The organism is Rhodococcus maanshanensis NBRC 100610 (assembly GCF_001894865.1).
In the GTDB taxonomy this organism is placed as follows: domain Bacteria; phylum Actinomycetota; class Actinomycetes; order Mycobacteriales; family Mycobacteriaceae; genus Rhodococcus_G; species Rhodococcus_G maanshanensis.
Window position 1 is genome coordinate 6142 of record NZ_BCXA01000016.1, and the last position, 25359, is coordinate 31500.

Here is a 25359-nt window from a genome sequence, read left to right on the forward strand (position 1 = left end):
TTTCATGAAGAACTGAACTGTCAATTCGTGAATCTCGTCTGTTTCGTGGTTCGTGCCCTCAGGTCACCGCCCGGCCTCCCACAGGTCGTTCAGGACCTCGGCGATCCGGCCCAGCGACGCGGACGACGCCATCCCCCAGTGCGTAGCCTCGATCGGATGGTTGTGGATCCGTCCGTCCACTGCCTCCGTCCACGTCGACACGTTGCGCGTGCCGTCGACGTCGTCGAGCGCCGCTGTGAAGAAGATCAGGTCACCCTTGTACCGTTCGGGCTGGTAATCCACCATCATCGACAGCGAGCGTTCGGCGGAGCCGATCGCCCTCGTGACGCGATCTGCACCGAGCCCGTTGAACGGCTCCGGCAGACCTGCCACCAGGTCCACCACGACGTCCGCATTCAGCGCCGCGTCCAGATCCACCAGGCCGGCCGACTCCGCGGCCGGCAGCAGGCCGCCGAGCAGCTCTCCTGTCGTCATGGCGCCCGACGGCTCGGACGGCAGGTCACCGCGGCCGGCGACGCTGTCCATCATCGACAGCAACGCGACCTCCTGCCCCTCGGCCTGCAACTGCACCGCCATCGCGTGTGCGATCACCCCGCCCAAGGACCAGCCGAGCAGGTGGTATGGGCCCTCCGGCTGCACCGAGCGGATCTCTCGGACGTAGCGGTCGGCCCAGTCCTCGATCGACCCAGGAAGTTCGCCTGCTTCACCGAGCGCGGGCGACTGCAGTCCGTAGACCGCGCGATCACGATCGATGTGCGCGGAGAGTCCACCGAACGCCCAGGACAGCCCGATCACCGGGTGGACGCAGAACAACGGGGGTTTCGACCCGCCCTCGCGGAGGGGCAGCAGGACACCGAACGCGGCCTCCCCGCCCGGGTCAACCTCACCACGAAGGGCGACATCGATGCGGGCCGCCAGTTTCTCGGGTGTGGCGTCGGAGAACAGCCAGAGGACCGGCACCCGGATGTCGAACGCCGCGCCGAGCCGAGCGGCCACCTGGGTGGCCATCAGCGAGTTGCCACCGAGCTCGAAGAAGTTGTCGTCCAGACCAACCCGCTCGACCCCGAGCAGAACCGCGATGGTGGAGGCCACGATCTCCTCCACCGGCGTGGTCGGTGCCCGGAACTCCCTGGCCTCGAACACCGGAGCCGGCAGCGCCTTGCGATCGACCTTGCCGTTCACGTTGAGCGGTAGCGCATCGAGCACCATCACCACCGACGGCACCATGTACGACGGCACAGCCCCCGACAGCCCATCGCGAACGGTCTGCCCGTCCAGCGTGGCCCCGTCGGCGTCGCCGACGACGTACCCCACCAACTGCGTGCCGGCGTACGCGCCCTCGCGAGCGACGACCACGGTCTCGGCCACCCCGGGGTAGGCCCGCAGCGCGGACTCGATCTCGCCGAGCTCGATCCGGAAGCCACGCACCTTCACCTGGAAGTCGGCTCGCGCGAGGTAGTCGAGATTGCCGTCCGGCAACCACCGCACGACGTCGCCGGTCCGATACATCCGCTCACCGTCGGCAAACGGATTTGCCACGAACCGATCCGCCGTCAGATCGCTACGACCGTGGTAGCCACGAGCCAGCTGCGCACCCGCCAGGTAGAGCTCGCCCGGGACACCCACCGGCACCGGATGCAACCGCGAATCGAGCACGAACACCTGGGTGTTCCACTCGGGCGCACCGATCGGAACGGTGACCAGGTCCGCCTCGGATGCCCGGTACGAGGTGACCGAGACCGCAGCCTCGGTCGGACCGTAGAGATTGTCCAACCGTGCCGCACTCACCCGACGCAACCGCGCGGCCGTCGCCGCGGGCAACGCTTCACCGATCGCCAGCACCCGGGTCACCGACTCCGGGAACACCGCAGCCGTGTCCGCGAGCAACATCGACAGCATCGACGGCACCACGTGCAACGTCGTCACCGACTCACGGGCCATCAGATCGAGCAGGTAGCCCGGATCCTGATGACCGTCCGCACGGGCGATGACCAACCGCGCCCCGGTCTGCAACGCCCACCAGAACTCCCAGACCGACAAGTCGAATGTGGCCGCCGTCTTGAGCAGCACCGCGTCCTGCCCGCCGAGCCGGTATTCGGCCTGCTTCCACACCAGCTGATTGACGACCGCCGCATGCGATATCGCGACGCCCTTCGGCCTCCCGGTCGAACCGGACGTGAAGATGACATAGGCCGGATTCGACGGCCGCAACGGCGCGATCCGATCGGTGTCGACCACCGGCGACGAATCGAGGCCCGACAGATCCTCCGTATCCACCGACAACACCCGAACCTCGCCCGGCAGATCCACCGAGTCGGCGCTGCGGACGAGCACTGTCGTCGGAGCCGCCGAATCGAGTACCAGCGCAATTCGCTCCGCCGGGTGATCGGGATCCACCGGCACGTACGCACCGCCCGCCTTGACGATCGCATACATGCCGACCAGCAAGTCGACCGACCGACGCATCGCAAGGCCGACCAACGACTCCGGGCCGACGCCGTCCGCGATCAGCCTGCGCGCCAACCGGTTCACCCGAGCGTCGAATTCCCCATAGCTGACCGTCTCACCCTCGAACACGAGCGCCGCAGACCCCGGCGTCCGCGCGACCTGAGCATCGAACAGGTCCACAAGTGTCGCGTCCGCGACGTCCTCGTCGGTCGCATTCCAGTCGCCGAGCACCCGATCGGCCTCGGCGCCGTCGAACAACTCGACATCGCCGACCACCACGGTCGGATCATCGACCATCGCCTCGAGAATCCGGACCAACCGAACCGAGAAAGCCTCGGCCGTCGCCGCGTCGAACAACGCCGTCGCATACGTGATGCCACCTGACAATCCCGCCGGGTTCCCGTCGGTGTCGTACAGGTCCGCGACGATCAGATGCAGATCGAACTGCGAGACCTCCGACTCGAAATCGAGCGCCGCGATCGACAGGCCGGGCAGTTCGGCATTCGACCCGCCGATGTTCTGGAACGAGAAGCCCACCTGGCACAACGGGTGCCGAGCCGTCGACCTGGTCGGATTGAGCACCTCGACCAACCGCTCGAACGGAACATCGGAGTTCCCGAAGGCACCCAGATCCGTCTCCCGAACCCGAGCAAACAGTTCCGCGAAGCTCTCCGAACCATCGACCTCGGTCCGGAACACGAGCGTGTTGACGAACATGCCGATCATGTCGTCCAGAGCAGCCTCGCCACGCCCGGCAAACGGCGTCCCCACCGCAATGTCCGACGTGCCCGACATTCGCGCCAACAACACCGCGAACGCGGCATGCACAACCATGAACAATGTCGAATTGTGCTCACGCGCAAGATCACTGAGCCGTCGATGCAGATCCGAACCAACCTCGAGCTCGACTCGACCACCGTGGTACGACTGCACCACCGGCCGCGGCCGGTCCGTCGGCAGATCGAGCTGATCCGGCAACCCCGCCAACGCCGACTTCCAGTAACCCAGCTGCCGCGAGATCAGCGACAGCGGATCATCCTCCGATCCGAGCACCTCCCGCTGCCACAACGCGTAATCCGCGTACTGCACCGGCAACGGAGCCCATCCAGGAACCTCCCCCGCCGACCGAGCCGCGTAGGCCACCATCACGTCGCGGGTAAGCGGTCCCATCGACAACCCGTCCGCCGAAATATGGTGAACCACCACAGCCAGTACGTGCTCGACCACCGCACCCGTCCCGAGCTCCGGCCGATCGACACGCAACAGCAGTGCGCGCACCGGCACCTGCTCGGTCACGTCGAAACCGCCCTGCAAGAACGCCCCGACCACACCCATGACCTCGGACTCGGCCACCGTCACCGCCGACAGGTCCGGCACCGCATCGCCTGCAGGAACGATCACCTGCACCGGACCGTCCACCGTCTCCGGATACACCGTCCGCAACACCTCGTGCCGCGCGACGACATCACCGACCGCAGCCTGCAACGCATCCACGTCGAGATCACCCGACAACCGGATCGCTGCCGGAATGTTGTACGCCGCAGACTCCGCATCGAACCGGTTCAAGAACCACATCCGAGACTGAGCCATCGACAACGGAACCGACTCCGGACGCTCCCCCGCCACCAACTCCGGACGGCGTCCCTGGCCTGCGATCGCGGCGACCCGTGTCGCCAGGCCGACGACAGTGGATTCCTCGAAGAGCTCGCGAACCGGCACCACAGTGTCCAGCGCCGCCCCCAGGCGGGCCACGACCTGCATCGCGATCAGTGAGTTTCCACCGAGCTCGAAGAAGTTGTCGTCCAGACCAACCCGCTCGAGACCGAGCACATCACCGAACACCGTCGCGACGATCTGCTCCGTCTCGGTGACCGGTGCCCTGAACTCCCTGGCCTCGAACACCGGAGCCGGCAGCGCCTTGCGATCGACCTTGCCCGACGAATTCACCGGCAAGGCGTCGAGCACCATGACCCTCGACGGCACCATGTACGACGGCACCCGGCCTTCGACTGCCTTGACGATCTCATCGACATCCACATCGGGAGCCGCCGTCACGTAGCCGACGAGGTGCTGACCCGTCGCGGTGGCGACGACCGCAGCCGCCGACTGACGCACGGACGGATGCGCGGCCAGCGCCGCCTCCACCTCACCGAGTTCGATCCGCAAACCGTGCAACTTCACCTGGAAATCGGTGCGGCCCAAGAACTCCAACTCGCCCGAGCGGTTCCACCGAGCCAGGTCACCGGACCTGTACATCCGCTCGCCGCCGGCGAACGGGTTCGCCACGAACCGCTCCGCCGTCAGGTCCGGCCGCGACTCGTAGCCGCGTGCCAACTGCACACCCGCCAGATACAGCTCACCCGGCACACCCACCGGCACCGGATGCAGACGCGCATCGAGTACGAACAACTCCGTACCCTCGACCGGTCCACCGATCGGCACGATGGCAACGTCGGATTCGACCGCCTCACGACGGGTCACCTGCATCGCTGCCTCGGTCGGGCCGTAGAGGTTGTGCACCACAGCACCGGTGACCCGCCCGAACTCCGCCGCGACTCCCGCGGGCAACGACTCTCCACCGGCGAACACCCGCTTCAAAGCCGGGGTGCCCGACTCCGGCAGCGCTGCCAGCACCATCGGCAGCATCGACGGCACGAACTGCACGGTCGTCACCGCCTGCTCCACCAGCACAGTCGCCAGGTACTGCGGATCCCGATGACCGTCCGCACTCGCCAGCACCATTCGGGCACCGGTCTGCAACGGCCAGAAGAACTCCCACACCGACGCATCGAAGGTCGCCGGTGTCTTCTGCAACACCGAGTCCTGCTCGTCGAGCGCGTACTCGGCCTGCATCGACACCAGCTGGTTCGACGCCGCGCCGTGCGTAACCGCGACACCCTTCGGCCGCCCGGTCGAGCCGGATGTGAACAACACGTATGCCGTGTTCTCCGGACTCGGAACGCCGATGCGGTCAGACGCGGTGATCGGCCGGACGTCGCCCAGGTCGAGGTCGGCGATCACGACGGCGGTCCGCCCGACCGAGACCTCACCCGAGTCCGTATCGACCAGCACGTACTCGGGATTCGCCGTGTCGATCACGTACCCGAACCGCTCGGCCGGCTGATCCGGATCGACCGGCACGTACGCACCACCGGCGCGGATGACCGCGTACATCGCGACCACCTGTTCCGTCGACCGGCGCATGGCCAACACGACCCGCGACTCGACGCCGACACCGAGATCGATCAGATGCCGAGCGACGGCGTTGACCCGATCGTCGAACTGCCGATACGTCAATGTCTCCGAGTCACCCACGAGCGCGACCGCATCCGGCGTTCGAGCAACCTGATCGGCGAACAGCGAATCAAGCGTCGCCGAGGCGGCAGGCGCACCGGAGGCGTTCCACTCCCGCAAGACCAGCTCACGTTCGCCCTCACCGAGAAGATCGATATCGCCGACCGGCAGCTCGGCGTCGTCTGCCACCGCACGAAGGACCCGGACCAACCCGTCGACGAGGCGCTGCGCGCCCGCGGCGTCGAACAGCGACGTGGCGTAGGTCAACGCCCCGGAAACACCGGCAGGAACGCCGTTGCCGTCGTAGCGGTCGCCGAACCCGAAGTCGAGATCGAACTTGGCAAGCACCACGTCCGAGTCGATGCCCTCGATCCTGAGCCCGTCGAACTCGACCTGCGGCGTGTCCAGATCCTGGAACGACACCACTGCCTGGAAGAGCGGCGAGTACGCCTGTGAGCGGACCGGGTTGAGCGCCTCGACGACCTGCTCGAACGGCACGTCCGCGTGGCCGAACGCACCGAGGTCGGTTTCCCGGGCCCGAGCAAGCACCTCACGGAAGGACGCGTGGCCGTCGACCTCGGTGCGTAGCACCAAGGTGTTGACGAACATGCCGACCAGGTCGTCCAGCTCAGCCTCGCCGCGCCCGGCGACCGGCGTACCAATGACGATGTCACTGGTACCGGACAGTCGAGCGAGCAATACCGCCACCGCGGCATGCATCACCATGAAGAGCGTCGCACCACTGCGGCGTGCGACCGCATCGAGCGCCGCATGAAGGTCGGCCTCGATCGCGAACTCCTGGAAGGCCCCGAGATTCGACGCCACAGCCGGTCGCGGATGAGTCGTCGGGAGTTCCAGGACGTCCGGTGCACCCCGCAGCGTGGACCGCCAGTAGTCCAACTGGGTGGCGAGCAAGGACTCCGGATCCCGCTCCGAGCCGAGCAACTCACGCTGCCACATTGCGTAGTCGGCGTACTGCACAGGCAGGCTCTCCCACACCGGAGCCACCCCAGCGCTGCGTGCGGCATAGGCCAGCATCACGTCCCGGGTCAGCGGGGTCGTGGAGAAGCCGTCGCACGCGATGTGGTGCACCACCATGACCAGCACGTGGTCGGTCTCGGACTCGTCGACGCGCAACAGCGCGGCTCGCAGCGGCACACCCGCGGTGACATCGAAGCCCGCCGTGAGGACACCCGACACCCGGTCGAACACCTCGTCGGCCCGCACCGACTCGAGCGGGAGATCCACCGCATGGTCAGGCAGAATCACCTGGTACCCGGTGCCGTCGAGCTCCCGGTACACGGTGCGCAGCACCTCGTGCCGCGCCACCACGTCGCCGATGGCCGCCCGCAATGCCTGAACGTCCAGGTCGCCGAACAGGCGCATCGCCGCGGGAATGTTGTACACCGAGGACTCTGGATCGAAGCGGTTCAGGAACCACATGCGAGTCTGTGCCAGCGACAGCGGCACCCGCTCCGGACGTGGCCGGGCGGCCAGCTCGATCCGCCGGCCGACACCGACCTGAGCCTGCAGACGAGCCGCCAACGCCTCGACCGTCGGAGCATCGAACAACTCGCGGACCGCGATCCGGGTGTCCAGCTTCGCCCCGATACGAGCAACCACCTGCATCGCCACCAGCGAGTTGCCGCCAAGTCCGAAGAAGTCGTCGTCGAGCCCGATTCGGTCGAGGCCGAGTACCTCGCCGAACACCGCCGCCACTGCCTGCTCGGCCTCGGTGACCGGTACCCGGAACTCCTTGGCCTCGAACACCGGGGCGGGCAACGCCTTGCGATCCAGCTTGCCCGACGAGTTCACCGGGAACGCGTCGAGCACCAGCACCTGGGACGGCACCATGTACGCCGGCAGGTTGGTACCGACCGCGGCCCTGATCACACCGGCGTCGAGCGCCGCTCCTGCGGCCGCAGTCACGTAGCCGACCAGGTGTTCGCCTGCGCGTGGATCCTCCACCAGCACGACCAGAGCCTGCGACACCCCTTCGGCCTGCATCATCGCGGACTCGATCTCGCCGAGCTCGATCCGCAGACCACGGAGCTTCACCTGGAAGTCGGTGCGCCCCAAGTAGACGAGGTCACCTCGAACGTCCCAGCGGACCAGGTCGCCGGTGCGGTACATCCGGTCACCAGAGGCACCGAACGGGTTCGCCACGAAGCGGTCCGCAGTGAGGTCGACCCGGCCGTGGTAGCCGCGAGCGAGCTGATCGCCGGCAAGGTAGAGCTCACCTGCGACACCGACCGGGACAACGTTCAGCCGCGAATCCAGAACGTAAGCCTGAGTGTTCCAGGCCGGTCCACCGATCGGCACCGCGCCTCGAACCGGGCCGTCGATCTCGTAGCCGGTCGTGGTGATCGCGGCCTCGGTGGGGCCGTAGGTGTTGTGGAGTCCGCCGGAGAAGTTCGAGCGGATGGTGTCGACCAGCTCGGCCGACAGCGCCTCGCCACCGCTGTGCAGGTGCCGCAGCGATGCCAACGCGTCGCCCGCCCCGTCCGCGATCATCGCGGCCAGCACCGACGGCACGAACTCCGCGATGGAGATTCCATGCTCACGCATGAGCCCGGCGAGGTAGTCCAGTTCGAGGTGTCCACCCGGGCGGGTGATGATCAGCCGACCTCCGACATGCATCGGCAGGAAGCACTCCCACACCGAGACATCGAAGGTGAACGGCGCCCGCTGCATGATCCGGTCGGCCGAGGTCACCTGGTACTCGCCCTCGAGCCAGTGCAACTGGTTGACGATCGCGTGGTGCGAGACCGCGACACCCTTCGGCCGGCCGGTCGAGCCCGAGGTGTACAGAACGTAGGCCGTGTTGCCGGTGTGCAGCGGCGCAACTCGCTCGGCGTCGGTGATCGGCGCGACGTCGTAGCCGTTGAGCGCCAGGTCGGCAGTCGCGACCATCCGGACGCCGGGCAACGGCGCGAGCGCCACGGTCGGGGTCATCAGGATCAGGCTCGGTTGGGCCGACTCCACCACATACGCAATGCGATCCGCCGGATGGTCCGGGTCGATCGGCACGTACGCGCCGCCCGCCTTCACGATCGCGTACATCGCGATCAACATGTCCAGCGAGCGGTACGCGGCCAGGCCCACCAGATCGTCCGGACCGACGCCCTGCACGATCAGCCAGCGGGCCAACCTGTTCACCCGCGTGTCGAACTCGGCGTAGGTGAGCGAGTCACCCTCGAAGACCAGGGCGATGTCGTCGGGGCGGCGGGCCACCTGAGCGTCGACGAGGTCCACAAGGGTCGCCTCGGGCACCGTGACCTCGCTGGCATTCCATTCCTCGAGCACCGTGGTCAGTTCATCGGGTGACAGCAGCCCGATGTCGCCGACCTGGGCGTCGACCGACGCCACGATCGCGGCCAGGATCCGCTGCAGACTCCGAGCGAATCGATCGACGGTGGACGCGTCGAACAGGTCCGTCGCGTAGGTCAGGCCCACGTCGATGCCGACAGGCAGACCGGCCTCGTCGTACCGATCGACGAAGGTGAAGTCGAGGTCGAACCACGTCAGGGTGGCGTCGTGATCGACCGCGGACACGTGCAAGCCGGGCAGGTCCAGTTCGGTCCGCGCCAGGTTCTGGAAGGTGAGCGAGACCTGGAACAGCGGCGAATGAGACTGCGAACGAACCGGACTGAGCACGTCCACGAGGCGCTCGAACGGAACGTCGGAATTCCCGAACGCACCGAGGTCGGTGTCGCGGACCTGGGCCAGCAGATCGGCGAAGCCGGCATCGGGGGCCACGTTCGCGCGCAGGACCAGGGTGTTGACGAACATGCCGACGAGGTCGTCGAGTGCGGCCTCGCCGCGTCCCGCGATCGGTGCTCCGATCGCGATGTCCTCGGAACCGGACAGCCTGCTCATCAGCACCGACAATGCCGCGTGCACGACCATGAACAGGGTCGCGTTGTGCTCCTTCGCAATCCTGCGGAGACCGTCGTGGATTCCGGCGTCGATCGAGAAGGTCTTCCGCGCACCTTGATTCGACGCCACCGCGGGCCGCGGACGGTCGGTCGGCAGCTCGAGCAGGTCAGGCAGGCCGGCGAGCGCCTTGCGCCAGTAGCCGAGCTGACGGCTCACCAGGGATTCGGGATCCTCCTCGGTTCCCAGGACGTCTCGCTGCCAGAGCGCGAAGTCCGCGTACCCCACAGTAAGCGGGGACCAACCGGGCCCACGGCCCTCTGCCCGCGCGGTGTAGGCGATCATCACGTCCCGGGTCAGCGGGGCGATGGACCAGCCGTCTGCGCTGATGTGATGAACCACGAGTACCAGCACGTAGTCGGTGCTCGCGGGTCGCTCCGAAGGATCCGTTCCAACTGGAGTCGTGCGGAACAGGCCCGCTCGAATGGGCACCTCGGTGGTGACGTCGAAGCTCGTCGACAGCAACTCGACGACCCTTCCGACGACCTCGTCCTCGGTGACGTCCTCGGGGGACAGGTCGGGAAGTGCCTGCGACACGGGCACAACCAGCTGGAAGGCCTCGCCGTCGTTCTCCGGGTACAGCGTGCGAAGCGGCTCGTGCCGTTCGAGCACGTCGCCGACTGCCAGCTGCAGCGCGTCTACGTTCAACTCCCCGGACAGCCGCAGCGCGACCGGGATGTTGTACGCGGCGGACTCGGTGTCGAAGCGGTTGAGGAACCACATCCGCTGCTGCGCGAGCGAGAGCGGAATCCGATCCGGACGCTCCTGGGCGGCCAGCGCCTTGCGTCCTCCCTGCCCCGCGTACTGCGACACAGCAGCCGCGAGGGCCGCGACTGTCGAGGAATCGAAGAGAGTGCGGACCGGCACCGTGGTGTCGAACTCCGCGCCCAGTCGCGCGGTGACCTGCGTCGCGATCAGCGAGTTGCCGCCCAGCTCGAAGAAGTCGTCGTCCGCGCCGACCAGGTCGACCCCCAACAGTTCGGCGAATGTCGCGGCGACTATCTCCTCGACCGGGTTCGAGGGCGCCCGGAACACCTTCGCCTCGAAGACCGGCGCGGGCAGTGCCTTCCGGTCCAGCTTGCCGGACGCGTTCAGCGGGAACTCCTCGAGCACCACGAAGGCGGACGGCACCATGTAAGACGGCAGCGATGCGGCCACCGCCGACTTGACGGCACGCTGATCGATCTCCGCACCGGCGGCGGGAACCAGGTACGCGACCAACGCCTCGCCGGTCAGCGGACTGCGGTGCAGGGTCACCACCGACTGGCTCACCTCGGGGACTGTCAGGAGGCTGGTCTCGATCTCGCCGAGTTCGATCCGCAGTCCGCGCAACTTCACCTGGAAGTCCGTGCGGCCCAGGTAATCGATCTCGCCGTTCGGCTGCCACGCCACCAGATCGCCCGTGCGGTACATCCGCCCGCCCGCGGCGAACGGATTCGCCACGAAGCGATCGGCGGTCAGATCCACACGACCGACGTACCCGCGAGCCAACTGCGCTCCCGCCAGATACAGCTCACCCGCGACACCCACCGGCACCGGCTGCAAGCGCGAATCCAGCACGAACACCTGGGTGTTCCACACCGGCGCACCGATCGGCACGGCCACCTCGTCGGCGTCGGTGACCTCGTGGAACGTCACATCGACCGCGGCCTCGGTCGGCCCGTACAGGTTGTGCAGCCGGGCCTGCGGCAGGACTTCCCGCAGCGACGCAGCGGTCTGGGCGGGAAGCGCCTCACCCGAGGCGAAGACCCGAACCAACGTCGACGCCGTGGCCACCGTCGATTCGGTCACGAACAACGCCAGCATCGACGGCACGAAGTGCATGGTCGTCACCGACTGCTCCACGATCACCCGAGTCAGGTAGGCAGGATCACGATGCCCGTCCGGCGCCGCGATCACCAGTCGCGCACCCACCTGCAACGGCCAGAACAACTCCCACACCGACACGTCGAAAGTCACCGGCGTCTTCTGCAGCACGACGTCGTCGACGCCGAGGCCGTACTCGGCCTGCATCCAGATCAGACGGTTCACAATCGCGCGGTGCGAGACCGCAACGCCCTTGGGCCGACCCGTCGAACCCGAGGTGAAGATCACGTACGCGGTGTTGTCCGTGTGCAGCGCCGAGAGGCGCTCCGCATCCGTTACCGGTGTGGCCGCGAACCCCGACAGGTCCACGCTGTCCACCAGGATGACGGAGTCGTCCCCGACGATCGTCACGTCGTCTCGGGACGTGGACAGCACGCACACCGGGGCAGCGGTCTCGAGAATGTGCCCGATCCGGTCCGCCGGCTGATCCGGATCAACCGGCACGTACGCGCCACCGGCCTTGACCACCGCGTAGATACCCACCAACAGGTCCAGCGACCTCCGCATCGCCAGCGCCACCAGCGACTCCGGCCCAACGCCCATCGAGATCAGATGCCGCGCAAGACGATTGGCCCGAGCGTCGAAATCACTGTACGACAACTCCGCACCCTCGAAGGTGAGGGCGATCGCGTCCGGCGTCCGGGCCACCTCCTCGCCGAACAGCTCCACCAGGGTGGTGGGCTCGATCAGCGCGCCGGTCGCGTTCCACTCGGACAGGACGCACTCGCGCTCGTCCGCTCCGAGGACGTCGACATCACCGATGAGCGCCTCCGGCTCGGCGACTACGGCGCGCAGGACCCGCACGAACCGGGCCGCGATGGACTCGGCGGTCGACCTCTCGAACAGATCGGTGGCGTATCGCAACCCGCCGACGATGCCACCGGGAACTCCGTCGATCTCCACGTTCTCCGTGATTGCCAATGCGAGATCGAACTGGGCCGTGTCGGCCTCGTAGTCGAAGGTACTGACCGTCAGCCCGGGCAGCTCGAGGGCAGCACCCTGGTGACCGTCGAAAGTCAGGGACACCTGGAACAGCGGCGAGTACGCCTGCGAACGTACCGGGTTGATCACCTCGACCAGTCGTTCGAAAGGAATGTCGGCACGGCCGAAGGCGGCGAGATCCGTTTCGCGGATCCGTCCCAGCAGCTCCGCGAAGGACGCCTCGCCGTCCACCTCGGTGCGGAGCACCAGGGTGTTGACGAACATCCCGACCAGGTCGTCGAGCTCTGCGGCACTACGCCCGGCGACCGGGGTGCCGATCGCGATGTCGGAGGTGCCCGACAGCCGGGACAGCAACACGCTGAACACCGCCTGGATCGCCATGAAGGTCGACGCGCCGTTCGCCCGGGCGACCGCTCCGAGACCCGCCGCCAGCTCCGGCTCGATCTCGAAGCGCAGCAGCGATCCTCGATTCGAGGCAACGGCCGGTCGCGGATGGTCGGTGGGCAGCTCGAGCAGGTCCGGCAGGCCGGCCAGCGTCTCCACCCAGTACTCGATCTGCTTCGCTGCCACCGACTCCGGATCGTCCTCGGACCCGAGAACCTCACGCTGCCACAGCGTGAAGTCCGCGTACTGAACGGGCAACGGGGCCCAGCCGGGCGCCTCCCCCGCCGACCGTGCCACGTAGGCCGTCATCACGTCACGTGCCAGCGGCCCGGTGGAGACACCGTCCGCGCTGATGTGGTGAATCACCAGGACGAGGGCGAACTCGGTGTTCCCCGGCCCTCCCGCGGGCTCGACTCCTGGCGTACCGATGCGAAGCAGCTTGCCCCGCACCGGTACTGCCGCGGTCACGTCGAATCCCGTACCGAGCACGGACGCGATCGTGGTGAACAGGTCCTCGGGTGCCACATCGATCGGGTTCAGGTCCAGATCGATGTCCTCGACAGGGAGGATCAGCTGAACCGGAACGCCGTCGATCTCCGGGAACATGGTGCGCAGCGACTCGTGACGGCCGATCACGTCCCGCACGGCCAGTTGCAGGGCAGCGGTGTCCAGCTCGCCGACCAACCTGATGGCCATCGGGATGTTGTAGGCCACGGACTCGGTGTCGAACCTGTTCAGGAACCACATACGGTTCTGCGCCAACGACAGCGGGATTCGATCCGGACGCGCCACCGGCACCAGCGCCGGCGACGCGACTCCGCCGGCGACGACGACCGCCCTCGCGGCGAGCCCAGCTACGGAAGAAGCCTCGAACACCTCACGAACACCGAGCCGCGAACCCAGTACATCGTTGACACGTGAGGTCAGCCGCATAGCGGTCAACGAGTTTCCGCCGAGTTCGAAGAAGTCGTCGTCGAGGCCCACCAGCTCGAGGCCGAGAACCTCACCGAAGACATCCGCGACGATCTGCTCGACGGGCGATGAGGGTGCACGGAACGCCTTCGCCTCGAACACGGGCGCGGGCAATGCCTTCCGGTCCAGTTTGCCGCTCGAGTTCAACGGGAATCCCTCGAGTACGACCAGGGCCGACGGCACCATGTACGACGGCAGGGCCTGACCGATCGAGCTCCGCAGCTCCCCGACATCGACCGCGGTTCCCGCCGATGGCACGACATAGCCTACGAGCTGATCACCGGTCGACGTGCCGACGACCACGGCAACGGACTGACTGACCGACGGGTGCGCCAACAACGCCGATTCGATCTCGCCGAGCTCGATACGCTGGCCACGGAACTTCACCTGGAAATCGGTGCGTCCGATGTAGTCGAGCTCCCCCGACGCACTCCAGGTGACCAGATCGCCGGTGCGGTACATCCGATCACCCACAGCATCCCCCGTCGCTCCGGAGAACGGGTTTGCCACGAATCGGTCCGACGTCAGGTCCACCCGGCCGTAGTAACCGCGCGCCAACTGGACGCCCGCCAGGTACAGCTCACCCGGCACGCCGACGGGAACCGGCCGCAGCCGCGAATCCAGCACGAACACCTGTGAATTCCACTCCGGGCGACCGATCGACACCGATCCACCCGCAGCGGTTTCGGTGACATCGGCGTACGTGATCGACACCGCTGCCTCGGTGGGGCCGTACAGGTTGTGCAGTCGCGCAGCGCAGACAGCCGCGAACCCACGAACCGTCTCGGCCGGCAGCGCCTCACCGATGACGAACACATGCTGCAGCGAGGTGAGGGACTCCGCCGGGGCGTACTCCGCGAACACCGTCAGCATCGACGGCACGAAGTCCGTCATCGTCACTGCATGCGCGCGGATCGTCTCCGCCACGTACGCCGAATCCCGGTGCCCGTCCGGCGTCGCCACCACCAGCTGCGCCCCGACCCGCAACGGCAGGAAGTAGCCCCACAACGACACGTCGAACGTCGTCGCAGTCTTCTGGAGGTACACGTCCGACTCGTCGATGCCGTACTCCGCCTGCATCCACGTCACCTGGTTCACGATCGCGCCATGGCTGACGGCGACGCCCTTGGGCTTGCCGGTCGAGCCCGACGTGAAGATCACGTACGCCGGATGCGCCGGTTCCAACCGTGCAACCCGATCCGTATCGGAGATCGGTTCTGCCGAGTACGCCGCCAGATCCACGGTGTCGATCCGGATGACAGACCTGTCCCCCGGAACCTCGAAACCGTCCCTCGCGGTCGTCAAAACGCACACCGGTGCCGCGGTGTCGAGAATGTGCCCAATCCGATCCACCGGATGGTCCGGATCGACGGGCACGTACGCCCCGCCTGCCTCGATCACCGCGTACATTCCGACAACAAGGTCAAGCGAGCGGCGAACTGCCAACGCCACCAACGACTCCGGACCGACGCCCTCCGCGATGAGCAGCCTGGCCAGCCGGTTCACTCGCTCCGAGAACTCCGCATAGGTCAGCGAACTGTCCTCGAACACGACAGCCGTCGAATCCGCAGACACCGAGACCTGCGCGTCGAACGCATCGAGCAGCAACTCGCCGGCATCAACTACATGCGTCGAATCGTTCCAACCGACCAACACCCGATCCAGCTCGTCGGTTGCCAGCAGCGCAATGTCGCCGACCAGACGCTCGGGCTCCGCCACCACCGCCTCGAGCACTCGCACGAATCGGTCACCGAACACGATCGCGGACGACTCGTCGAACAGGTCCGTCGCGTAGGTCAGCTCCACCACCATTCCGGCTGTCTCGCCGGCCTCCGGTGCCGTCTCCGCGAACGTCCACTGCAGGTCGAACTTCGCCACCGCGGTGTCGAGATCAACCGCGCTGACGCTGAGCTCCGGCAACTCCACCGCGGTCTGGCTCAGGTTCTGGAAGAACAACGCCACCTGGAACAGCGGGTGCCGCGCCTGCGACCGGACCGGATTGAGCACCTCCACCAACCGCTCGAACGGCGCATCTGCATGGCCCATCGCGGCCACGTCACCACTCCTGGTCTGCGCCAACAGATCCGAGAACGAAGCATCCGGTCGGACCTGGCTGCGCAACACCAGCGTGTTGACGAACATACCGACCACGTCATCGAGTGCGGCCTCGCCGCGGCCTGCCACCGGGGTGCCCACCGCGATGTCCTCGGTGCCACTGAGCCGCGCCAGCAGGATCGCGAGCGCGGAATGCACCACCATGAACAGCGTCGTGTTCTGCTGTCGGGCAAGCTCGTTCAACGCCGCATGCAAGTGTCCGTCAATTGCGAACGTGTGCACGGCGCCGCGGTTCGACGCGACCAGCGGACGTGCCCGATCCGCGGGCAAATCCAACTGGTCGGGCAGATCGGCGAGCACCGAACGCCAGAAGCCGAACTGCTCGGCGATGACCGAGTCCGGGTCGTCCTCGGATCCCAGCACCGAACGCTGCCACAATGCGTAATCCGCGTACTGGATCGGCAGCGGCGTCCAGCCCGGGGCCTGCCCCGCGCTGCGCGCGGCGTAGGCGACCATCAGATCCCGCGTCAGCGGGGCCATCGACCAGCCGTCGGAGCTGATGTGGTGCACGACCATGACGAGGACGTACTCGTCTGTCGCGTCCAGCCGGTCGGCCGACTCCAGCGTGAACAGGTTCGCGCGCAGCGGGACCTCGCTGGTGACGTCGAATCCGCGGGAAACCAGCGACACGACCGTGTCGAGGATCTCGTCCTCGGCCACCGCGACGGGGATCAGGTCCGGCGCCGCCTGCTCCGCGGACACGATCATCTGGCAGGGATCGCCGTCGATCTCGGGGTAGAGCGTTCGCAGCGACTCGTGCCGTTCGAACACGTCCACCACGGCCAGACGAAGCGCCGCGAGATCCAGCCGACCGGACAGTCGCAGTGCGATCGGCATGTTGTAGAGCGCCGATTCGGGATCGAAGCGGTTGAGGAACCACATCCGCTGCTGCGCAAGCGAGAGCGGGATCCGCTCCGGACGTTCCTGGGCGACCAGCGCCGCACGCCCACCTCTGCCAACGTACTGCTCGATGGCGGCGGCGAGTGCCTCCACTGTCGACGCCTCGAACAGGGTGCGCACCGGAACCGTCGCGTTCAGGGTCACACCCAGCCGCGCGGTCAACTGGGTCGCGATCAACGAGTTCCCGCCGAGACCGAAGAAGTCGTCGTCGAGTCCGACTCGCTCGATGTCGAGCACCTCGGCGAAGGTCGCCGCGACCGCCTCCTCGACGGCGTTGGTCGGGGCACGATAGGCCTTCGCCGCGAACACCGGCGCCGGCAGCGCCTTTCGATCGAGCTTGCCGACCGGGGTACGCGGGATCTCGTCCAGGACCATGATCACCGACGGGACCATGTGCTGTGCCAGCGACTGCTCGAGTACCGACTTGAGCGCGTCGACATCGACCTCGACGCCATCGCCCGCCAGCACGTAGGAAACCAGAGAGCTGACCCCACCGGCACCGGAGTGGCCCAGTGTGACCGCGAACTCGATGCCGGGCTGCGCACTGAGCAATGAGTCGATCTCACCCAGTTCGACGCGGAACCCGCGCACCTTCACCTGGAAGTCCGACCGTCCGACGTAATCCAGTTCGCCGGTGTCGGTCCACCGCACCAGATCGCCGGTGCGGTACATGCGTCCGCCCGGCCGGCCGAACGGGTCCGCGACGAAGCGGTCCGCCGTCAGGTCGGGGCGCCCGCGGTAGCCACGGGCCAGGCTCGACCCGCCGATGTACAGCTCGCCGACGACGCCGTCCGGGACCAGGTTCAACCGGGTGTCGAGTACCAGGGCCCGCACACCGCAGACCGGCCGCCCGATGGTGACGGGCTGCCCCGGCACCATCGGTTCGGTGAAGGAGACGACGATGGTCGTCTCGGTGGGACCGTATCCGTTCAGGAACTCCCGGTCGCCGCCCCACCTGGCCACCAGCTCGGGCGGGCACGCCTCGCCGCCGACCCCGATCATGCGCAGGTCGGGCAGCCCGGACGGGTCCAGCGATGCCAGCGTCGTCGGGGTCATCATGGCGTGGGTCACGCGCTCGCCGCGCAACAGCTCCGCCAGCTCCGTACCGCCGTAGATCGTCGTGGGAGCGATCACCAGGCACGCGCCGGACGTCGCGGCGAGCAGCATCTCGTTGACGGAGATGTCGAAGCTCGGAGAGGCGAAGTGCAGCACCCGCGAATCCGCGGTCGTGACGGTGGCTCGGCGCTGGAACTCTACGAAGTCCGCCAGGCCGACATGGGTGACCACGACGCCCTTGGGCTTTCCGGTGGAGCCGGAGGTGTAGATCACCCAGGCCGGCTGCTCGAGCCGCACCGGCACGGTGCGGTCGACATCGGTGACCACCGCGGTCGAGGTCTCGGACAACTGCGCGGCGAGGTCGGCGTCATCGAGAACGAGCCACTGCACAGAGCTCGGCAGTGCCTCCACGAACTGTCCCGCGGTGATACCGACAACGACCTCCGAATCGGAGACCATGTGCTCGATCCGGTCCGCCGGGTAGCTCGGGTCGATCGGCACATAGGCCGCACCGGTCTTCGCCACCGCCCAGATCGAGAGCACCGATTCCACCGAGCGGGGCAGCGCCATCGCGACGACCGACTCCGGGCCCGCGCCGCGGGCGATGAGCACGCGCGCCAGCCGCGACGATTCCTCGTCGAGCTCGCGGTAGGTGATCGATCGGCCGTCGCTGGAGAGCGCAGCCCTCGACGGGTTCGATGCCGCTGCCGCGGCGAGGAGTTCGGGAAGTGTCTTCGGCTCGGTCGTTCCCGCGCCGATCCTGGCTGCGAGATCGGCATGCTCGGGCGAGGACAGGATCTCGATATCCCCCACCGGCGTGTCCACGCCCACCACGATCGACTCGAGTACGCGGACGAACCGGGCGACGAAGCCCTCGACCGTCGCGCGGTCGAACAGGTCGGTCGCGTAGTTGAAGCCGCCGGCGATGCCCGCAGGCGAACCGTCGACATCGAAGTTCTCGGAGAGGTTCACCTGCAGGTCGGTGCGGGCGACCTTCGGGTCGAAGTCCACACCTGCGACACGAAGCCCCGGCAGTTCCAGCGAGGTCTGTCCGGTGTTCTGCAGGGCGAGCGCCACCTGGGACAGCGGGGTCCTGGACTGGGAACGCTCGGGGCTGAGCACCTCGACGAGCCGCTCGAACGGAACATCGGCATTCGCAAAGGCGGACAGGTCCACCTCGCGGGTGGCCGCGAGGAATTCGGCGAACGAACGGGCCGGCGGCACCTCTGTCCGGAGCACCAAGGTGTTGACGAACATGCCGACCAGATCGTCGAGCGCGGCCTCGCCCCGCCCCGCGACCGGTGTGCCGATCGCGATGTCCTCGGTCCCGCTGAGGCGAGCAAGCAGCACGGCCAGCGCGGAGTGCAGCACCATGAACATGGTCGAGGTGTGGTTGCGCGCGAGCTCGATCAGTCCATGGTGAAGTTCGGCCTCGATCCTGAACTCGACCGTGTCGCCGGCGTGAGAGGCAACCATCGGCCGCACTCGATCCGCCGGAAGATCCAGCTGGACCGGCAGGTTGTCGAGGGTCTCCGACCAGAACGAGAGCTGCTGTGTGACCAGCGAATCGGGATCGTCTTCGGACCCGAGGACCTCCCGCTGCCACAGCGCGAAGTCCGCGTACTGCACCTCGAGTGGCGCCCATCCGGGTCGCTCACCTGCACACCGGGCGGCATAGGCAGTCATAACGTCTCTGGTCAGGGGACCGATCGAGAATCCGTCGCCCGCAATGTGATGGACAACCAGGACCAGCACGTGCTCGTCGGTGCCTGTCACGGCGAACAACGCAGCTCGCACCGGTATCGCGGCGGTGACGTCGAAGCCCTGCGCCGCGAGAGCGACCACGTGCTCCAACACCTCGTTCTCGCCGACCTCGACCGCCGCCAACTCCAGCGTTGCGGACGCAGCGGGCAGGATCACCTGATGTCCCATGCCGTCGAGTGCCGGGTATACGGTGCGCAGGACCTCGTGCCGCGCCACCAGATCCCCGATCGCGGCCCGCAGCGCCTCGACGTCCAACGCACCGGTCAACCGGACCGCCACCGGAATGTTGCCGGCCGCAGAGGTCGTGTCGAACTGGTTGATGAACCACATGCGCTGCTGTGCCAGCGACAGTGGAATCACATCCGGACGCGGCTTCGCCGTCAGCTCGACCCTGCCGCCCGAGCCGGCATGCGCCTGCAGACGGGTCGAGAGTGCCGCCACGCTCGACGCCTCGAACAGCTCGCGAACCGGCACCCTGGCGTCGAGCGCCGCCCCGATCCGCGCCATCATCTGCGCGGCGATCAGCGAGTTGCCGCCGAGTTCGAAGAAGTCGTCGTCGAGACCGACCCGGGGGACGCCGAGCACCTCGGCGAACACGCCCGCCACGACCTGCTCGATCGGCGTCGACGGGGCACGGAACGCCTTCGCCTCGAACACCGGCGCAGGCAATGCCTTCCGGTCCAGCTTGCCGTTCGCCGTCAGCGGGATCTCGTCGAGCACCACGAACGCGGACGGCACCATGTACTCCGGCAACAACCCCGCGGCACCGTCCCGCACCGCGGCCACATCAAGCTCCGGCCCGCCCGGCACCACGTAGGCGACGAGCACCGGGTTACCCGGGGCGTCCTCGCGCACGATCACCGCGACCTGACCCACCGACTCCTGCGCCAGCACAGCCGCCTCGATCTCACCGAGCTCGATGCGGAAGCCGCGAACCTTCACCTGATCGTCCGCGCGGCCGAGGTACTCGAGCTCACCATCGCGGTTCCACCGCGCAAGGTCACCCGAGCGATACAGGGCAGACCCCTCCGGGTCGAACGGGTTCGCCACGAACCGCGCAGCCGTCAACGCCGGCTGACCGAGGTAGCCACGCGCCAACTGCACACCGGCGACGTACATCTCACCCGGAACCCCGACCGGGACCGGCCGCATCCGAGTATCGAGGACGAACACCCGCAGCCCGGCGATCGCCTGGCCGACGAGGCTGCCCGAAGCGGTCGCTGCGGCGAGCTCGTCGAGACGACGATGCGAGACGTGCACCGTGGTCTCGGTGATGCCGTACATGTTCACCAGCACCGGAGCGTCGCCGCGACGGGAATACCAGTCGCTCAGGCGACGCAGCTCGAGCGCCTCACCACCGAAGACCACATACCGCAGAGACAGCTCCGCAGGCGCCTGCCGATCCGCCTCCGCCAACTGGTAGAACGCCGACGGCGTCTGGTTGAGCACCGTCACCCGCTCCCGCGCCAGCAGCTCCAGGAACTGCTCCGGCGAACGCGACGTGAAGTAGTCGACGACCACCAACGTGCCGCCGTACAGCAACGGACCCCACAGCTCCCACACCGAGAAGTCGAACGCATACGAGTGGAACATCGTCCACACGTCCGACTCGTCGAAACCGAACTCCGACTCCGTGTTCGACATCAACCGCGTCACCGTCCGGTGCGGAACCTGCACACCCTTCGGACGACCCGTCGACCCCGACGTGTAGATCACGTACGCCACGTTGCCCGCCCGCAGCGGAGCTGGCCGGTCGGAATCGACGACCACCGCCGACGACACCGAAGACAGATCCACCGCATCCAGCTCGACGACCGCAAGCCCGTCAGGCAAACCGATCTCGCGACCGGTCCAGGTCACCACACACACCGGCGCCGCATCGGCCAGCATGTACTCGATGCGATCCGCCGGATACGTCGGATCGACAGGCAGGTACCCACCGCCCGCCTTGAGCACCGCCAGCAGCGCAACCACCAGGTCAGCGGATCGCGGCAGCGCCACCGCCACCAGCGACTCCGGCCCCACCCCCGCCTCGATCAGTACCCGGGCCAGGCGATTCGCCTGCTCGTCCAGCTCCCGGTAAGTCACCGACGTGTCCTCGAACCGCACCGCGACCCGCTCCGGGAAGCTCGCCGCCGCGGCTCCGAAGCGCTCGACCAGCGTGGCGTCTTCACCGGCGTCCGGTCCCGCCGCGGGCCAGACCTCGAGGAGGTTACGACGCTCGTCGGACGACACCAGGTCGATGTCGCCGACCGCGGCGAACGGATCGGCGGTCACCGCGTCGAGCAGGCGCACGAATCGCTGGGCGAACGTGCGCATCGTCGCATCGTCGAACAGATCCGTGGCGTATGTGAGCTCGGCCGTCATACCCGTCGGCGCACCCTCGCCGGAGAACGTCTCCGACATCGTCACCTGCAGGTCGAACTTCGCGACACCGGCGTCGACCTCCACGCCGCTCACGGTCAGCCCCGGCAGTTCGAGCGTCGGCACGTCCATGTTCTGGAAGGTCAGCACCACTTGGAACAGCGGATGCCGCGCTTGCGAACGTGCCGGGTTCAGCACCTCCACCAGCCGCTCGAACGGCACGTCCGCATGGGCAAACGCACCGAGGTCGCTCGCGCGGACACGGGCCAACAGATCGGAGAAGGACTCCGAGTCCTCCACCTGGGTCCGCAACACCAACGTGTTGACGAACATGCCGATCACATCGTCGATCGCCGCCTCGCCACGGCCGGCGACCGGCGTGCCGATCGCGATGTCCGAGGTGCCGGACAGCCGCGCGAGCAGCACCGACAGGGCTGCGTGCACGACCATGAACAGCGAGGTGTTGTTCTCCCGGGCAATGGAATTGAGATGCGCCGTCGACTCGGGCGCAATCTCGAACCGATGGGTCCGACCATGGTTGGAGATTGCCGCCGGCCGAGGGCGATCGCTGGGGAGGTCCAGCTGGTCGGGCAGCCCTGCCAATTCGTCACGCCAGTAGTCGAGCTGCTTGGCGATCACCGACTCCGGATCGTCCTCCGAGCCGAGAACCTCGCGCTGCCAGAGACTGAAGTCCGCATACTGCACCGGCAACGGATCCCACGACGGCGCGTCGCCGACCGAGCGGGATGCGTACGCCGTCACCACGTCCCGGATCAGCGGCCCCATCGAGAAGCCGTCGGCCGCGATGTGATGGACGACGAGCACCAGCACGAACTCGTGCTCTTCCGCGGAATCCGCATCGACCTGGTAGAGGTTCGCCCGCATCGGGACGGCCGAGGTGACGTCGAATCCGACCGAGATGTCCGCGGTGACCCGCTGCAGCAACTCGTCCGCGGACACCGTCACCGGGGTCAGGTCCGGCGTCGCCTGCTCGGCCGTCAGGATCACCTGGGCCGGCCCCTGCGCCGAGTCCGGGTACACGGTCCGCAGCACCTCGTGCCGCGCCACGACGTCGGCGACCGCCGCCTGCATCGCGGAGAGATCGAGCCGACCCCGCAGGCGAACCGGTATCGGAATGTTGTTGGCCGCCGACTCGGTGTCGAACCGGTTGAGGAACCACATCCGAGACTGGGCCAGCGACAACGGGATTCGGTCAGGACGCTCACGCGCGGCGAGTGGAATGGCGCTAACCGGCGCATTCACCGCGCCCTCGATGACGAGCGCGAGCTCGGCCACGGTAGGCGCGTCGAAGAACTCACGCACATCGATCCGGACACCGAAGTCACGGTTGAACCGGGCGATCGCTCTGGTCGCGATGAGCGAGTTGCCGCCGAGCTCGAAGAAGTCGTCGTCCACGCCGATCTTCTCGAGTCCGAGCAGATCGGAGAACAACTCCGTCAGCTTCTCCTCTGTCGGCGTGCTCGGCGCCCGGTACTCGCGGGCGAGGGAGGAGAAGTCCGGAGTCGGCAATGCCTTGCGGTCGAGCTTGCCGCTCGCGTTCAGCGGGAATGCCTCGAGCGCCACGAACAGTGACGGCACCATGTATTCCGGCAACTTCCGCTTCAGATCCGCACGAAGCTCGCGGTGGTCCGGGACCGTGCCTGCGGTCGGCACCAGGTACGCGACGAGGTGCTCGCCGACTGTCGGATCGTTGTGCACGACGACGACAGCCTGTACCACCTCACTGCGGCTGAGCAGCGCGGACTCGATCTCGCCGAGCTCTATACGCAGGCCCCGCAGCTTGACCTGGAAGTCGATCCGTCCGAGGTAGTCGACGGAAGCATCCGCGCGCCACCGAACGAGATCGCCGGTGCGGTACATCCGAGCGCCCGGCCCACCGTAGGGGTTCGCCACGAATCGGTCTGCCGTCAGGTCCGGACGCTCGACGTACCCCCGCGCCAGCTGAACGCCCGCCAGGTACAACTCACCCGGAACCCCGACAGGCACCGGACGCAGTCCGTCGTCGAGGATCAGCAGTTCGCATTCTGCGAGCGCAGATCCGATGGGCATGGTCACGTCGTCGAGCTCACTGACCCGGTGGTGCGAAACGTCGACCGCGGCCTCTGTCGGACCGTACATATTGTGCAGCGGCACGTCGCTGACCGTGCGGAACCGGGCCGCGGTCTCGGGGGGCAACGCCTCACCGGACGAGAAAACGATTCGCAGCGAGCGCACCAGCGGTGCCGTCGGCTCGAGGAGGTACAGCGAGAGCATCGACGGGACGAACTGCGCCAGAGTGACACCGTGTTCGAGCATTGTTCGCGCGAGGTAGGCGGGGTCGCGGTGACCGTCGTGGGTGGCGATCACCAGCCGAGCACCCGCGCTGAGCGGCCAGAACAGCTCCCACAGCGAGACGTCGAACGTGAACGGCGTCTTGTGCAGGACGACGTCGTCTGCGTCCAGTCCGAAGGTCCGCTGTCGCCACACCAGGTTGCTCACGATTGAGCGATGCGACACCGCGACGCCCTTGGGCTTGCCTGTCGACCCGGACGTGAAGATCACGTAGGCGATGTTGTCCGCCGACAACGCCGTCAGCCGGTCGGCATCGGTGACCGGTTCGCCCGAATGCTCCGACAGGTCGAGCTCGTCGATCTCGAGCACCGTCACGCCCGAGGGCAGCGGAACCCCGTCGCGTGCGGTGGTGAGGACGGCCGCGGGGTCCGCCACGTCCAGCACATGCCCGAGGCGATCCGCCGGGTGATCCGGATCGAGGGGAACATAGGCGCCGCCGGCCTTGAGGATCGCGTACATGCCGACCAGCAAGTCGAGGGACCGGCGAATCGCGAGGCCGACATGATCCTCGGGCTTGACCCCCATGGCCAGGAGGTGACGGGCAAGCCGGTTGGCTCGGTCGTCGAACTCCGCGTACGTCAGCCGGGCACCCTCGAACTCGAGCGCGATCGCGTCGGGCGTCCGTGTGACCTGCTCCTCGAACAGGCTCAACAGGGTCTGCGCCACTGCCCCGCCACCCGAGTCCGATTCGGCGTCCGGATGCGCCTCGGCCGCGTCGGCGAGCAACGCCTCCAGAACCCGGGCCAGGCCACCCGCCTCGTCCGTATCGTCCAGGTCAGGGAGCAACCCGGCGATGACGACCGGGATCAACGCATCCGAACCCAGTGCGCCGCCCATGGCGGCGTCGAGGGTCTCGAGCTCGGTGTGCAACGTCTGATACGTGATGTCGGTGCCCTGGTGGGTAATGGCCCGCCGCTCGGGTTCGGTCCTCACCACCGCGGCGATCACTCGCTGGAGATCCTCGAC

General features: G+C 67.4%; 1 protein-coding gene. It reads right to left on the reverse strand.

Annotated features, from left to right (window positions below):
* Positions 1-63: 63 nt before the first annotated feature.
* Positions 64-25341 carry a non-ribosomal peptide synthetase gene (locus RM1_RS08550; RefSeq protein ID WP_072750907.1) on the reverse strand — a complete coding sequence of 8426 codons (25278 nt, stop codon included), beginning with the start codon at positions 25339-25341 and terminating at the stop codon, positions 64-66.
* Positions 25342-25359 lie beyond the last annotated feature (18 nt).